A 13,914-nucleotide genomic window follows, 5' to 3' on the forward strand; every position below is an offset into this window, starting at 1 on the left:
GCCTGTGGTCCGGCTCGTACTTCGCCGGGTCGGTGGGCGGGGCTCCGCTGTCGATCGTCCGTCAGTACATCGAGCAGCAGAACCGTCCGCTCTAGCCCGCCGTCAGAGCACCGTTCAGAATCGCTTCACCACCGGGCTGAAGCCCGGTGCACTGCGATTAATCCCGGTAGCCGCCTTGAACTCCGGCCCCGGGTCGGTCCTCTTGTGCAGCGTGTAGGTGAAGTAGACGCTCGGAGGCGAGTCCTCGAGGCCCCCGTCCTTCGGCGACGCCGTGGGCGACTCCACAGTGGCCCGGCAGGACGCCAGGTCGAGGGTCGTGTGCTCGCGCGCCGCCTGCATCCGGGACTGCACCTTGCCGGGCACGGTGGACAGCGACTTCAGCCCGGTTTCGGCGCAGAGGTCGCGGCTCGCCCGGTACCCGCCGACGTCCGGGTCCTGCCTCTCGCACACGTACAGGCCGCCCGCCCACACTGCGGACGCGGCCAGTACACCTCCGACCGCCCACACCCAGGCCGGGCGTGGCCGACGGGCGGATACACCGTCGCCGGCCGCGACCGTCCCGGCCCCGGACGCGTCCGCCTCACCCGTCCGCAGCCGAAGGGGCGCGCGGGTGCCGAAAGGGAGAACGCGCGGAGGCCGCGAGGAACGAGCGGTCGAGCACGATCGACCGTCGGCAGACGCTCAAGGCGCCCCGGAGGGGAACCGAGCCGCAAACAGCCCGGCAGGCTCGGCCTCGCCGAACGGCTCGTCCTCCCCCACCAGTTCCGGCTCGGATATCACACCTGTGCCTCTCCGGCCCCGGCGGACGCCGGCGCCGGGGTCAGCCCGGGGGCCGGCGTCGGCGCGGACTCGACCGCCGCAGCGCCGTGCGGCGGGGGCGGTGAGTCCCGCCGAGCCTGCTCCCTGCCGTACGCGCGCAGATAGCCGACCACCGTGTTGGTCACCGCCACCAGCGGGACCGCCACCACGGCGCCGCCGATCCCGGCGGTCAGTCCACCGGCCGCGACCGCGAGGACGACGGCGAGCGGGTGCACACGGACGGCGCGGCCCAGGATGAAGGGCTGCAGCACATGGCCCTCGAGCTGCTGTACGGCGAGGACGACGATCAGCACCATCAGCGCGGTGAACACGCCCTGGGTGACCAGTGCGACGACCACCGCGAGCGCGCCGGAGACGACCGCGCCGACGAGCGGGATGAAGGCGAACAGGAAGATGAAGACGGCCAGCGGTACGGCCATCGGGACATCGAGGAAGTAGATGCCGAGGCCGATGAAGATCGCGTCGATCAGCGCCACGATCACCGTGCCGCGCACATACGCGGTCAACGTGCGCCAGGCGCGCGGCCCTGCTCCGGCGACTCCCTCGCGCGCCTGCGCCGGGACCAGTTTGAGCACCCAGTGCCAGATGCGCTTGCCGTCGTACAGCAGGAAAAGCGTCGAGAACATCGCCAGCAGGATGCCGGTCAGTATCTCGACCATCACCGTCACACCCTGCAGGCCCGCGGAGGTGATCTCCTGGGTGTTGGTGCCGATGGTGTCGCTGAGGTTCTTGGCGACGTCGCTGATCTGCTGCTCGGTGACATGGAACGGGCTGTCGAGCAGCCAGCGCTTGAGTTCCTCGATTCCGTCCCTGACCCGGTCGGAGAGGTTGTCGAGGTTGTCCATCACCTGCCAGACCACGAACCAGCCGACCAGGCCCATGATGATGAAGCCCGCGATCGCGGTGACTGCGGTGGCGAGCCCGCGCGGCAGGCCCAGCTTCTTCAGCCGGGCCACGGTGGGCTGGAGCATCGCGGTGACGAGCAGCGCGGCCACGAAGGCGAGGACCACCAGCTGTACGGCGCTGATGATGCGCATCAACACCCAGAGCGTGCCTGCCAGTACGAGCAGCCGCCAGCCGGCCTCGGCCGCGACACGCATGCCCCAGGGAATCGCGGCGACCGGGTCGGGCCTGGCCGCGACGGCGGGGGCGTAGGCGGGCGGCGGCGGGACGCTGTCCGGAGTGGGCCCAAGGACGACCGGCACATCGTCGTCCGCGTCCTCGCTGCGTTGCTCGTCCAGGCGCTCGCTTATCCGGGTCAGCCCGGCGCCCAGGCCGGCGAGCCATCCTGGCAGTCTCGACATGATCTTCCCTCTTCCCCCCACCACTCCCCCCGGGAGCCCTTTCCGACCGACCGTACACGCACGGAGCCCCCCACCGTAGGACGGTGGGGGGCTCCGAAAAGTTGAGCGCCGGCAGATCCTAGTACCAGCTGTTGGCCTGCCAGAACGACCACGCGCCACAGGGGCTGTCGTAGCGGCTGTTCATGTAGTTCAGGCCCCACTTGATCTGGGTCGCCGGGTTGGTCTGCCAGTCGGCACCGGCAGACGACATCTTGGAGCCCGGCAGCGCCTGGACGAGACCGTAGGCACCGGAGGAGGCGTTCTGCGCCTGGTAGTTCCAGCTGGACTCGTGGTCCACGATGTTGCTGAAGCACTGGAACTGGTCGGCAGGGATCATCTGCCGTGCGATCGCCTGGACCTCGGCGACGGAGTAGGAGCTCTTCGCGGAGAAGGTGGAAGCGTCCCGCACCGAGTCACGGTTGGCGCGTGCTTCCTTGGCCTCGCGATCGCGCTCGGCCTTCTCCTCGGCGGCTTCCTTCTTCGCCTCGGCAGTCTTGGCAGCGGAGATACGGGCCGCTTCCTCGGCGGACTTCTTCGCGGCCGCGTCTGCGGCAGCGGCCTGCGCGTCGGCCTGCTGCGTCAGGGACGAGACCTGAACCTGAGCCTGCTGGCCCATGGGGATGTCTGCGAGGAGCGTCGTGTCGGCGGCGGACGCCTCAAGGTTGTCGTTCGAGGGCAGGGTGTTGCCCGAGGCAACGCCCACGACGGCGCCAACGGTGGTGACCGCAGTAGCTGATGCCACTGCGAACCCCCGGACCGAGATCCGGCTCACACGGTTTCCTTCCAGCAACGCCCGCATGGGTGACCTCGCGAGCGCAATCGTGCCCCTGACGCTGGCCTCCCTACTGCTTGGGTCACGGGAGGCGCGGGCCCGGTGGGCAACCCCCTTGACGGGAGTGCCGCATGATGCTCGCGGGCGGCATACGACGGCAAGTCTTGAGTTGTGTGGTGCTGTGCACCTCTGGAGGTGCGGATGTGCCGTATGCGGGGCCTGACGGAAGCAAGACTCTGCCGGAAGCCGACGCCGCAAGGCAATTCTTCGTTACGTGTGAAAGCTCACACCCCGTTTGCGCCAGGTGTTTTACGGAAACCGGCGGACAGCACGGCGCCGCCCGGCTACGCTCTTGCGCTCTGCCGGGCGGCGCCAACTGCCTTATTCCGTATTAGATCTGGCCTTCCTCCAGCATTTCGGTCACGAGCGCGGCGATCTGCGAACGCTCGGAGCGAGTGAGGGTGACATGCGCGAAGAGCGGATGCCCCTTCAACTTCTCGACCACGGCAACGACTCCGTCGTACCGGCCGACGCGCAGATTGTCCCGCTGTGCCACGTCATGAGTCAGAACGACCCGGGAATTAGCCCCGATACGGGACAGAACGGTCAACAGGACGTTCCGCTCCAGGGACTGGGCCTCGTCGACGATGACGAACGCGTCGTGCAGCGAGCGACCTCGGATATGGGTGAGCGGCAGGACCTCGAGCATGCCGCGTCCGAGCACCTCCTCGATCACTTCACGGCCCGCCACGGCCGAGAGCGTGTCGAAGACCGCCTGGGCCCAGGGGCTCATCTTCTCGGCCTCAGTGCCCGGCAGATAGCCGAGCTCCTGCCCGCCGACCGCGTACAGCGGCCTGAAGACCATCACCTTCTGGTGCTGCCGGCGCTCCAGGACCGCCTCGAGGCCCGCGCAGAGCGCGAGCGCCGACTTGCCGGTGCCGGCCCGGCCGCCCAGCGAGACGATGCCGACGTCCGGGTCGAGAAGCAGATCGAGAGCGATGCGCTGCTCGGCACTGCGGCCGTGGATACCGAAGGCCTCCCGGTCGCCGCGCACCAGCTTCACATTGCCCTCGGCCGAGATCCGGCCCAGCGCCTTGCCGCGCTCGGACTGCAGAACGAGGCCGGTGTGGACGGGCAGTTCCGCCGCTTCGGCGACGTACAGCGTCTCCTCGCTGTACAGCAGATCCACCTGTTCGGCGGAAAGGGGCAGTTCGGCCATTCCGGTCCAGCCGGAGTCGGTGATGGCCAGCTCCGCCCGGTACTCCTCCGCCAGCAAACCGACGGACGAGGCCTTGATACGGAGAGGCAGATCCTTGGATACGACCGTGACGTCGTACCCCTCGGCCTGCAGATTGCGCGCTACCGCCAGAATCCGTGAGTCGTTGTCCCCCAATCGGAAGCCGGCCGGAAGGACGCCGGGATCGGAGTGGTTGAGCTCGACACGGAGCGTGCCGCCGAGGTCGCCCATCGGGATGGGGGCGTCGAGGCGGCCGTACCGGATACGGAAATCGTCCAGAAGGCGCAGCGCCTGGCGGGCGAAGTAACCGAGCTCCGGATGGTGCCTCTTTGCCTCCAGCTCCGTGATCACCACGATCGGGAGCACGACTTCGTGCTCGTCGAAGCGGGTCAGGGCGTTCGGATCGGCCAGCAGGACGCTGGTGTCGAGAACATAGGTGCGCCTGTCGGGCATGCGGCGCTTTGTGCTGTTCACCACGGAAGGACGTACCCCCTCGAATGAGGTCGGCAGTGCGACGGCGTCGCGGGCCATGGGGTCTCCCCCGCCGAAGGCAGGGGACGGGCCGGACTCGGCCACGATGCGCGGGCCGAACTCCGGCCCTCCGCGGTGTCCGCACGAGGAGTGCGGTCCTTCGTGTGCAAAGGGCCTCCCGGGCGAGCGGTCTCGGCCGCTCACTGAGATACGACGTTCGTGGATCGGACGTCGACCTGGAAGGGGTATTCCCTCGAACATGCGCAGCCATGCCATGGCATATGACGACGCGTGGATGAACAGAGGGTGATCCGCGCTACAGGGGACCCGCGGGGGCCTCAGCTGCCGTAGCGGCGGTGGCGCGCGGCGTAGTCGCGCAGCGCACGCAGGAAGTCGACCTTGCGGAAGGCCGGCCAGAAGACTTCACAGAAGTAGTACTCCGAATGGGCACTCTGCCAGAGCATGAATCCGGACAGCCGCTGCTCGCCGCTGGTACGGATGACCAGGTCGGGGTCGGGCTGGCCGCGTGTGTAGAGGTGCTCCGAGATGTGCTCGACATCGACGATCTCGGCGAGCTCCTCGAAACTCGTGCCCTTGTCGGCGTGTTCCAGAAGGAGGGAGCGGACGGCGTCGGCGATCTCCTGGCGGCCGCCGTAACCCACGGCGACGTTCACGAGTATCCCGTCGATGCCGACCGTGGACTGCTCGGCTTCCTTCAGTACGGACTGGGTACGGGCGGGCAGCAGATCCAGCGTGCCGACGTGGTGCACGCGCCAGCGGCCGTCCGCCGCGAGGTCGCGGACCGCGTTCTCGATGATGCCGAGGAGCGGGATCAGCTCGTTCTCGGGGCGGTCCAGGTTGTCCGTGGACAGCAGCCAGAGGGTGACGACCTCGACATCGGTCTCGGCACACCAGCCCAGCAGCTCCTGGATCTTGCTGGCGCCTGCCTTGTGCCCCTGCTCGGCCGTGCCACCGGAAGCCTTGGCCCAGCGACGGTTGCCGTCGAGGATGACTCCGATGTGCTTGGGCACCTGGGCGTGGTCGAGGCGGCCTTCCACCCGGCGCGCGTAGAGCCCGTACACCAGGTCGCGCAGGTTCACTTTTCCAACCCCTCCATGCGGCAGTCCCCGAGGGCGCCACACTACTGCGCGCTGGCCACAGCGGCCCAACCCGGCCTGTCACAAGTCCGTGATAAGGAGGGATGCGTGACTGATTCCCCCTCCTACCGAGCAGCCGCGGACCGCTACGAGTCGATGGAGTACCGGCGTACCGGCCGCTCCGGGCTGAAGCTTCCCGCGCTCTCCCTCGGCCTCTGGCACAACTTCGGCGACGACCGCACCCTCGACTCACAGCGCGCGATCCTGCGGCGCGCCTTCGACCTGGGTGTGACGCACTTCGACCTGGCGAACAACTACGGGCCGCCGCCCGGGTCGGCCGAGCTCAACTTCGGCAAGATCTTTGCGGAGGATTTCGCCCCATATCGTGATGAAATGGTCATTTCGACCAAGGCGGGCTATCTGATGCACCCCGGGCCCTACGGCGAGTGGGGTTCGCGGAAGTACCTGCTGTCCTCGCTCGACGCGTCCCTGAACCGGATGGGTCTGGACTACGTCGACATCTTCTACTCCCACCGCTTCGACCCGGGCACCCCGCTCGAGGAGACGATGGGTGCGCTGGCCTCCGCCGTGCAGCAGGGCAAGGCCCTGTACGCGGGTGTGTCGTCGTACAACGCGGAGCAGACCGCGGAGGCGGCCCAGCTGCTGAAGGAGATGGGTGTACCGGCTCTCATCCACCAGCCCTCGTACTCGATGATCAACCGCTGGATCGAGGCCGACGGACTGCTCGACACGCTGGAGAGCGCCGGCATGGGCTGCATCTCCTTCGTGCCGCTCGCACAGGGACTGCTCACCGGCAAATACCTCAAGGGCATCCCGGAGGGCTCGCGGGCCACGCAGGGCAAGTCCCTGGACCCGAATCTGCTCTCCGACGAGGTCGTACGGCGGCTGAACGGGCTGAACGACATCGCTGTCAGGCGGGGTCAGTCCCTCGCCCAGCTGGCGATCGCCTGGGTGCTGCGGGACGAGCGGATGACCTCCGCCCTGATCGGCGCCTCCAGTGTGAAGCAGCTCGAGGAGAACGTCTCGACGCTGGCCGGACCGGCCCTGAGCGACGAGGAGTTGAAGGAGATCGACACCTTCGCGGTGGACACCGAGGGCACCAACATCTGGGCCGGGCGGAACTGAGCCGCCCCCCGGAGAAACAGCCGGAGAAATAAAACGGGCCGGTCCGTGGGGGGGGATACGGACCGGCCCGAGGGGGGGTTTCCACCATAACCCTTCGTAAGTCTGCCGAGCGCCACGCCATGCCGTAACTACGCTCCGAATCCGGCGTACGGCGGGGAGGCCGTCGCGCGGGCCGGGAAAGTGGCTGGTTCCGGACCGACGCGCACACTCGGGGGCCGTCCCTCCCACGAGGGACCCCCGGTCACAGGCGTGACATTGACGGCGCGTCGGCCCAAGGGCCCGTCAGGCTGCGGGCTCCCTCGACATATTGGCGAGAATCGGCCCCCATGGGAGTTCGTCACTGTGGGGGAGCTGACGACTGGCCAGGGACTGACCCAGGGACTGCCTCAGGACCGTTTCAGAGATTGGCCGAATGCGGACAGAAACTGTCCTATATAAACCCTAGAGTCATCCGTATGACGACGCGACGTGTGACATGGACCCAGGCCAACGCCCGCCGGCTCGCACGACAGGGGCTGACCGCCCCGGCCAAGGCCTCCCCCGCCGAGATCGCCGCCGCGATGCTCGGCGCGCACGCGCAGGTGCTGTCCGCCGCCGAACTGTCCGTCGCGCTGCGCCTGGAGGGCGGTGCGACGCGCACCGACGTGCGCCAGGCGCTCTGGACGGACAGCAGCCTGGTGAAGACATACGGGCCACGCGGCACCATCCATCTGCTGACGGCGGCCGATCTGCCGCTGTGGACCGGCGCACTGTCCGCGATCCCGGCCGGCGCGAGCCCGATGCCCGCCGCCGTACGGATGACGGCGGAGCAGACCGAGCAGGTCGTCGCTGCCGTCGGCGACGCTCTCACCGGCGCGGAGCTGACGATCGACGAGCTGACCGAGGCGATCGTCGAGCGCACCGGGTCCTGGGCCGCGGACCCGGTGATGGAAGCCTTCCAGGGCAAGTGGCCACGCTGGCGGCAGGCGATGCACACGGCCGCGCACCGTGGTGCGCTCCGTTTCGCGCCCAACCGCGGACGCAAGGCCACCTACACCAGCCCCGGCGTCACGCCGATGGACGGTCCCGCCGCGTCGGCGGAGCTCATACACCGCTATCTGTACGCGTACGGGCCCGCCACCCCGGCGCACTTCGCCAAGTGGCTGGCCGCGCCCAAGGGCTGGGCCGCAGAGGTGTTCGCCGCGTCGGCGGGCGAGGGGAGGATCGAGGAGGTGGCGTTCGAGGGCGGCCGGGCGTGGGTGGCGGCCGGCGACACCGAGTTCCCGGAAGAGCCGCCGCGGGGTGTGCGGCTGCTGCCGTACTTCGACGCGTACGCCATCGCCTCGCAACCGCGCGAGCTGCTCTTCCCCGGCCCGGCGTACGAGCGGGCGCTGGCGGGCGGGCAGGCCGGGAACTTCCCGGTGGTGCTCGTCGACGGGATTGTCGCCGGGGTGTGGCACCAGCGGCGGTCCGGGCGTCGGATCGCGGTCACGGTGGAAGCGATCGGCGACGCACTGGGCACCGCCCGGCACCGCGAGCTGGAGCAGCAGGTGGAGCGGGTCGGTGAAGTGCTGGAAGGACAGGCGGAGTTGACGGTCGGGAAGGTCACGGTCGGGCCGCACGCCTGAGTCGTAGCAGAGTGACGCCGTCGCGCTGGGCGATGCGCTCATAGCCGTACTTGTGCTGCGCGGCGTCGAGTTCGGCCGCCTGCTGCTCGAGCGGGTAGGGCCAGTGCCCCGAAGGGTACGGCCAGGCCTCCGGCGCCCTGCTGTCATGGATGATCCACTCGGCGGTGGGGCGGGGCAGCCGCGTCCTGTCGTACTCGTACAGCCGCGCGTCGACCGGGAACGTCGGGAAGAGAACGACCTCGCAGCGTGAAGTGAGCTGCGGAACAAGGCGGTTGGAGGCGGCGACGGTCGCCCCGTCCGGGATCCTTGCGAGCAGCGAGCGGGCCGCCTCGATATGGGGTGTCGAGCGCCACGTGGCCCGCTGGGCCAGCTGGGCGAGCGGGAACGACGGCAGCATGACCAGGGTCACGGCAAGCACAGTGATCAGCGAGGCGCGGACATGGCGGGCGGCGAGCGGATGGTCCGCGCCGCGCCACTGCCGCAGTGTGTCGATCAGACCGACGAAGACGATGGGCATCAGGACGGCGCTGTAGTGGAAGGACGTGCCCCAGTGGAAGCCGATCCGCGACAGCATCCGCCAGGTCAGGGTGGGCACCGCGAGGATCGCGAGTGGTGAGCGCAGCGCAAGCAGCGCGGACGGGGCGAAGACCAGGATCACCGTCATGGCCTTGATGTCCGGGCGCAGCGCGTCGAGCGGGGCGAAGGCGATGGTGGACAGCAGCGAGCTGTGGGCGCCCTCGGTGAGGTTGCCGCCGTGCGCATAGCTGCCCGCCGGATTGAAGGCGGGCAGCAGGAACTTGATCTCGACGGCCGAGGCGAGCAAACCGGCCGCGGCGGTGACGACGCCGAGACGGCGCGGGCCCTTCCAGGCGACATAACAGCCGAGAGTGGCGAGCGTGAAGCCCAGGTCCTCCTTGATCAGGACGAGCGGAGCAGCCCAGGCGACGGCGGGACCCCAGCGGCGGCGGCCGAGGGCCTCCAGGGCGAAGGAGAGCAGCGGTACGGCGAGGACGACCTCATGGAAGTCGAAGGCGGCGGCCGAGGCGATGCCCCAGCTCAGCCCGTAGCCGACGGCGACGGCATGCGCCGAGCGGCGCCCGAGCTCCCGCAGCGCCCAGCGGGCCGGCGGTACGACAGCGAGGGCGAGCAGCGCCGACTGGGCGAGGAGCAGACAGAGGGCCGACGGCCAGAGGCGGTAGAGCGGGGCGAGCACGGCGAGCGCGGGATGGAAATGGTCGCCGAGCAGATTGAAGTGGTCGCCGCGCAGGGGGACGATCGGCGGCCGCAGTTGGGAGTAGGCGCGTACGGCCTGCTCGAAGATGCCGAGGTCGTAGCCGGTGGTGCGGAGCAGCATATGACGGCGTACGGCGACGGTGGCGTAGAGCAGAAAGAGCACCGCCGCCCAGCTCCAGGGGAGGAGGGCGGCGGGGAAACGGGCAGTGGGGCGCGATCGGGGTTTTGGCGCCGGAGCGGGGATGAGGGACCGCAGTACGCCTCGCCGAATCACCGCATTGTCAGAGAATGTCCGCATGCGTCCCGATGCTAGATGGGCATCCTGACGCCGTACGGCTTGACCGCCTCGATGAGCGAGCGCGTCGTCGTGGCGATGAAGGGCCCCTCCGACCGCATCCGCTCAGGAGAAGTCCCAGCCGTCGGCGGAGACGGCTTCCGCGTCGGCGACGAGCTCGTCGAACGTACGCGCTGTCATGACAAGGCGTGCCCGGTGGTGCTGTCGACGTGGTCGGGGATCTCGCCGTCGTGCCGGTCACCCGTCGACTTCGTACCGGAAGGCTCGAACATGAGGATCGAGCCGCCGGGCGACGAGGGCTTGTGCTCGATGCCCTTCGGTACGACGAAGGTGTCGCCCTTGTGGAGCTCGACGGTGGACTCGGTCCCGTCGGCGGCGCGCAGCGCGATGTCGAAACGGCCGTCCAGGACGAGGAAGAACTCGTCGGTGTCCTCATGGACGTGCCAGATGTGCTCTCCGGCGGTGTGGGCGATCCGTACGTCGTAGTCGTTCATCCGGGCCACGATGCGGGGGCTGTAGACATCGTCGAACGTGGCGAGGGCTTCGGTGAGGTTGACCGGCTTCGCGTCAATGGAATCCATGCGAACGATTCTTGCGGGCGGGACGGGTCGTGTCTTGTACGTATGTCGCTCCGCGGCCTTGGGTCCTCTCAGCCCGCCGCGAGGCCGCCGAGCAGCAGCCCGGCCAGCGCGCCCACGATCATGAACGGCCCGAACGGGATCGCGGTCTTACGGTTCGCGCGCCGGAGGACCATCAGTCCGACCCCGTACAGCGAACCCAGCAGAAAGCCGGCGAAGGCTCCGGTGAAGAGGACCGTCCAGCCGTACCAGCCGAGGGCGACGCCGAGCGAGAGGGCGAGTTTGACGTCGCCGAAACCCATGCCGTTCGGGTGGATCAGGAAGAGCACGAAGTAGGCGGCGCCGAGGACGAGTCCGCCGAGCAGCGCGGTCGGCCAGGAGCCGGCGTCGGCGGGGAGCAATGCGGCGAGCCCGAGAAGCACGGCGGCCGCGGCGGCGAGCGGGAGGGTCAGCTGGTCGGGCAGGCGGTGGACGTTGCGGTCGACTTGGGCGAGAAGTACGGCGAAGGGCGCGAGCAGCAGCCAGACGGCCAGTTCGGGGCGGAGGCCGGTGGCGGCGGCGAGGGCGGCGCAGGAGAGAGCGGTGACGAGAGGGACAAGAGGGGCTTGCAGGTGGCGTTGGGTCGTGGCCACCGCGGCGGCGCAGGGCGCGCACCGCGCACCACCGAGCCAGCCCTGCGCGGGCCCGGCGAAGGAGTGCCCGGCGGGGCAGGTGTCGCGCCACGCCTCCTCCGGCTCGACGGAGAGCCGGTATGCGGCGCGCGGGACGAGCAGCCCGGCGGCGGCACCCCAGAAGGCGGCGACGGCGATCAGCGTGGCGTACACGGCAGCGAGCGTAAGGGGCTCGGCGCGTCGGGTCATGGGCCCTGGGGCCCACTCCTGGTGATCCGGGGTTCATGGCCGGGCGCCGGGCGCTACGGTCTAGGGCCATGGGCCGAAGGCGTCAATGGCGGAATGGCACTGGGTCGTTGAGGATCGCCGAGCGGGGCGGTGCGGCGGCGGAGCCGGTGATGCCGCCGGTTTCGGCGAGTCCCGTGATACCGGTGATACCGGTGATACCGGTGGAGATCGCGGCCTCGTACGGGACGCGGCGGCGCGGTCTGCTGGGGCGGGACGGTATCGAGGGCGCGATCCTGCTGACCCCGTGCAACAGCGTGCACACCTTCAGGATGCGCTTCACGATCGATGTGGCGTATCTGGACATGGAGTTGAGGGTCGTGGACGTCCACACGATGAAGCCGGGCAGGCTCGGCAAGCCGCGGTTCGGCGCACGCCATGTGCTGGAGTCGGAGGCAGGAGCCATGGCGGGCTGGGGCGTGCGCCGGGGCGTACAGCTGACGATTGAGCCCTGAAGCCGACCGTTCCGTGCCCTGTGGCTGCTACGGCCGCGTCGGGCGCGTTGGCCGCTACTTGAGCTTGGCGATCTGAGCGGCGAGGAGAGTCGGCGGAATCGTCGGGGTCTGCGGCCCCTCGAGGTTCGCGGTGTAGAAGGTGGCCAGCGTGCCGCCGGAGCGTACGACCTGAAAGACCAGCGGTACGGAGTCGCCCTCGAAGTCGCCCGTCACCTGGTAGGCGAACGCGTCGTCCCCGACCTTGGCGACAGGCAGCGTCTTTACGCTCTTGTACGTCGACGGCCCCTCGCCGCCGCTCGCCTTGAAGCCGCCCTCGCACGCCTCGACGGCGGTCCGCAGCCGACTGAGCACCGTCGCCGCACCCTGCGCCCCATGGGCGGTGAGGAATTCGGAGACGGCGGGCCGGCCGTCCTTGGCGCCGGTGAGCTGCCGGTACACGGAGGCCTGGGCGACGGGCTCCGGCTTGCCGTTGATGACGGCAGTGATCGGGATGCACTCGGTCTTGTCAGCGGTCTCACCCTGGAGCGGCGGAGGGTCCATCGGCCCGACGTTGAAGCCGGACACATCACCCTTGGCGAGTACCGCCTTCTCCAAGTCGGCTTTGGAGAGATCCTTTTGGGGAGCGCGGGGAGCTTCGGGAGGGGGCGTCGCGGAGGCAGTGGTCTTCTGCGTCGGCGACGGTTTCGAGGCGTGGGCGGCGTTGTCTCCGCTGTTCCCGCTCTTTTCGTCGCAGGCCGCCGTAAGCCCCGCCGCAAGGGCGAGGACCGCTGCCGCCGCTGCCGTGCGCTGCCGCCTCATCCGTGTCCCGTCCCGCCGGTGTGAATGGTGCCGTTGACGCACGCTAACAGCGGTGTTCACGCCCTCGCATGGGCCCACGGACCCAATCGGCCACCTCTACTGCCGCCTCTACGGGCGCCGTTCCGGCGCCGCTTTCAGCGCAGGCCAGCGTTCGAGCATGCGCCGCCGCACCTCGGCGCTGAGCCGACCGAGCCCGCCCAGGGATTCGCTCCCGTCGGCCATCCGCGCCACGACCCCGAGCCGGTGCAGCAACCGCTCCCGCGCGCTCACCGTCCCCCACTCCCAGTCCTCGTCCATAACCCGGGCCAACTGGTCGACAGTCCCGCGGTGCGCGCGCTGGACCAGTGCGTCGCCCCGGATCAGCCACCCCGCGCAGGCATCGACGAGCTCGCCCTCGACTTCCGCACCGGTCGCCGCCCGCCAGGCGGTGCGGTACGCCGCCTCGGCTTCGGCCAGCAGCGGTTCGGGAGCGGCGGTCACGCACCAGCAGGTGGGGAAGCCGATGCGGAGATACGCGAGTTCCATGAGGCCATTGCCGAGGCAGGCCTGCTCGAAGTCGATGAAACGTATGCCGTCCGGCGTGTGCAGATCATTGCCGGGGCACGGATCTCCGTGCAGCAGCGCACGCGGCCCGTTCAACGTGCCCAGTCTTGGCAGCAGTTGGTGAAGTTCGTCCTCGACACCGTCCGGAACCCCGGCACCGAGCGCCTGTGCGAAGCCGAGAAACGAGCCGACATCACCCGCATCGGGCCCGACCCAAGCCGGCAGCCCCTCCCCGCCCTCGCTCCCGCTCGCCGCCGCATGCAGGCGGGCGAGCCCAGCCGCGTACTCGACCTCCCACCCCTGGCGCGCCGGCCCGTTCTCCACGTACTCCAGGACGACCACCCGCTCGTCGGCGTCCACGCCGAGCACCCGCGGCACAACGGCCGGCCGGACCCGCGCGGCAAGCCGCAGCGCGGCCACCTCCCGCCCGTACCGCTCATCGGCCTCCGCGCCGGCCACCAGATGCTTCACGACGGCAGGCGTACCGTCGCCCAGCTCGACCTGCCAGACGGCGGAACGCGGGCTGCTGTCGAGCAGCCGGGCCCTGCGCGGCGCACCCAACTCGGCCCGCAGTCGTTTCCCGAACGGCATTCTCACCCTCAACTCCCTTCCGGAGGACGGTCA

At 69.5% G+C, this 13,914-nt stretch carries 14 protein-coding genes; 4 read left to right on the plus strand and 10 right to left on the minus strand.

The window, feature by feature from the left end; all coding sequences use genetic code 11:
- The coding region (locus ACFWDI_RS35300; protein WP_383760144.1) for a transposase at positions 1–95 on the plus strand (95 nt) is incomplete at its 5' end.
- Positions 96–114: 19 nt separating this feature from the next.
- Here ACFWDI_RS35300 and ACFWDI_RS35305 read toward each other — a convergent pair.
- The 5 genes from ACFWDI_RS35305 to ACFWDI_RS35325 form a co-directional block, all read right to left on the minus strand.
- Positions 115–450: a hypothetical protein gene (locus ACFWDI_RS35305; RefSeq protein WP_385310448.1), complete on the minus strand. Its 336-nt coding sequence runs from the start codon at positions 448–450 to the stop codon at positions 115–117.
- A gap of 326 nt (positions 451–776) precedes the next feature.
- Positions 777–2,123, minus strand: coding sequence for an AI-2E family transporter (locus ACFWDI_RS35310; RefSeq protein WP_385310450.1), 1,347 nt, complete (start codon positions 2,121–2,123; stop codon positions 777–779).
- Positions 2,124–2,241: 118 nt separating this feature from the next.
- The gene (locus ACFWDI_RS35315; RefSeq protein ID WP_385310452.1) at positions 2,242–2,934 is read right to left on the minus strand and encodes a transglycosylase SLT domain-containing protein; all 693 of its coding nucleotides are present in this window, start codon (positions 2,932–2,934) and stop codon (positions 2,242–2,244) included.
- Positions 2,935–3,325: 391 nt separating this feature from the next.
- Positions 3,326–4,648 carry a PhoH family protein gene (locus ACFWDI_RS35320; protein WP_385310523.1) on the minus strand — a complete coding sequence of 441 codons (1,323 nt, stop codon included), beginning with the start codon at positions 4,646–4,648 and terminating at the stop codon, positions 3,326–3,328.
- A gap of 332 nt (positions 4,649–4,980) precedes the next feature.
- Positions 4,981–5,742 carry an isoprenyl transferase gene (locus ACFWDI_RS35325; protein ID WP_327325793.1) on the minus strand — a complete coding sequence of 254 codons (762 nt, stop codon included), beginning with the start codon at positions 5,740–5,742 and terminating at the stop codon, positions 4,981–4,983.
- Between the two features lie 105 nt (positions 5,743–5,847).
- Here ACFWDI_RS35325 and mgrA point away from each other — a divergent pair, with 105 nt between their 5' ends.
- The gene (mgrA, locus tag ACFWDI_RS35330; protein ID WP_385310455.1) at positions 5,848–6,885 is read left to right on the plus strand and encodes an L-glyceraldehyde 3-phosphate reductase; all 1,038 of its coding nucleotides are present in this window, start codon (positions 5,848–5,850) and stop codon (positions 6,883–6,885) included.
- A gap of 455 nt (positions 6,886–7,340) precedes the next feature.
- Positions 7,341–8,492, plus strand: coding sequence for a winged helix DNA-binding domain-containing protein (locus ACFWDI_RS35335; RefSeq protein WP_385310456.1), 1,152 nt, complete (start codon positions 7,341–7,343; stop codon positions 8,490–8,492).
- On the opposite strand, the gene ACFWDI_RS35340 is transcribed toward ACFWDI_RS35335, so the two are convergent.
- The 3 genes from ACFWDI_RS35340 to ACFWDI_RS35350 form a co-directional block, all read right to left on the minus strand.
- Positions 8,470–10,023: a DUF2079 domain-containing protein gene (locus ACFWDI_RS35340; RefSeq protein ID WP_385310458.1), complete on the minus strand. Its 1,554-nt coding sequence runs from the start codon at positions 10,021–10,023 to the stop codon at positions 8,470–8,472. The genes ACFWDI_RS35335 and ACFWDI_RS35340 overlap by 23 nt on opposite strands.
- A gap of 173 nt (positions 10,024–10,196) precedes the next feature.
- Positions 10,197–10,601, minus strand: a complete 405-nt coding sequence (locus tag ACFWDI_RS35345) for a cupin domain-containing protein (protein ID WP_385310460.1) — start codon at positions 10,599–10,601, stop codon at positions 10,197–10,199.
- A gap of 68 nt (positions 10,602–10,669) precedes the next feature.
- Entirely contained in the window at positions 10,670–11,458 is a 789-nt protein-coding gene (locus tag ACFWDI_RS35350; RefSeq protein WP_385310462.1) for a prepilin peptidase, read from the minus strand.
- Positions 11,459–11,658: 200 nt separating this feature from the next.
- On the opposite strand from ACFWDI_RS35350, the gene ACFWDI_RS35355 reads away from it, so the two are divergent.
- A complete protein-coding gene (locus ACFWDI_RS35355) occupies positions 11,659–11,949 on the plus strand; it encodes a DUF192 domain-containing protein (RefSeq protein WP_385310464.1) in 291 nt (96 codons plus the stop codon).
- 54 nt (positions 11,950–12,003) lie between these two features.
- Here ACFWDI_RS35355 and ACFWDI_RS35360 read toward each other — a convergent pair whose 3' ends face one another.
- Together ACFWDI_RS35360 and ACFWDI_RS35365 are read right to left on the minus strand one after the other, a co-directional pair.
- The gene (locus tag ACFWDI_RS35360) at positions 12,004–12,747 is read right to left on the minus strand and encodes a hypothetical protein (RefSeq protein ID WP_385310466.1); all 744 of its coding nucleotides are present in this window, start codon (positions 12,745–12,747) and stop codon (positions 12,004–12,006) included.
- A 108-nt stretch (positions 12,748–12,855) separates the two neighbouring features.
- Complete coding sequence (locus ACFWDI_RS35365; RefSeq protein ID WP_385310525.1) at positions 12,856–13,881, minus strand: phosphotransferase family protein; 1,026 nt, start codon at positions 13,879–13,881, stop codon at positions 12,856–12,858.
- Positions 13,882–13,914: the final 33 nt, after the last annotated feature.

This window comes from Streptomyces sp. NPDC060064 (genome assembly GCF_042736455.1).
GTDB lineage: Bacteria > Actinomycetota > Actinomycetes > Streptomycetales > Streptomycetaceae > Streptomyces.

Bases quoted from the DNA above. Each gene is read 5' to 3' on its own strand.
- ACFWDI_RS35310 (WP_385310450.1), bottom strand. From the start codon at position 2,123: ATGTCGAGACTGCCAGGATGGCTCGCCGGCCTGGGCGCCGGGCTGACC.
- ACFWDI_RS35335 (WP_385310456.1), top strand. From the start codon at position 7,341: ATGACGACGCGACGTGTGACATGGACCCAGGCCAACGCCCGCCGGCTC.
- ACFWDI_RS35340 (WP_385310458.1), bottom strand. From the start codon at position 10,023: ATGCGGACATTCTCTGACAATGCGGTGATTCGGCGAGGCGTACTGCGG.
- ACFWDI_RS35345 (WP_385310460.1), bottom strand. From the start codon at position 10,601: ATGGATTCCATTGACGCGAAGCCGGTCAACCTCACCGAAGCCCTCGCC.
- ACFWDI_RS35350 (WP_385310462.1), bottom strand. From the start codon at position 11,458: ATGACCCGACGCGCCGAGCCCCTTACGCTCGCTGCCGTGTACGCCACG.
- ACFWDI_RS35360 (WP_385310466.1), bottom strand. From the start codon at position 12,747: ATGAGGCGGCAGCGCACGGCAGCGGCGGCAGCGGTCCTCGCCCTTGCG.
- ACFWDI_RS35365 (WP_385310525.1), bottom strand. From the start codon at position 13,881: ATGCCGTTCGGGAAACGACTGCGGGCCGAGTTGGGTGCGCCGCGCAGG.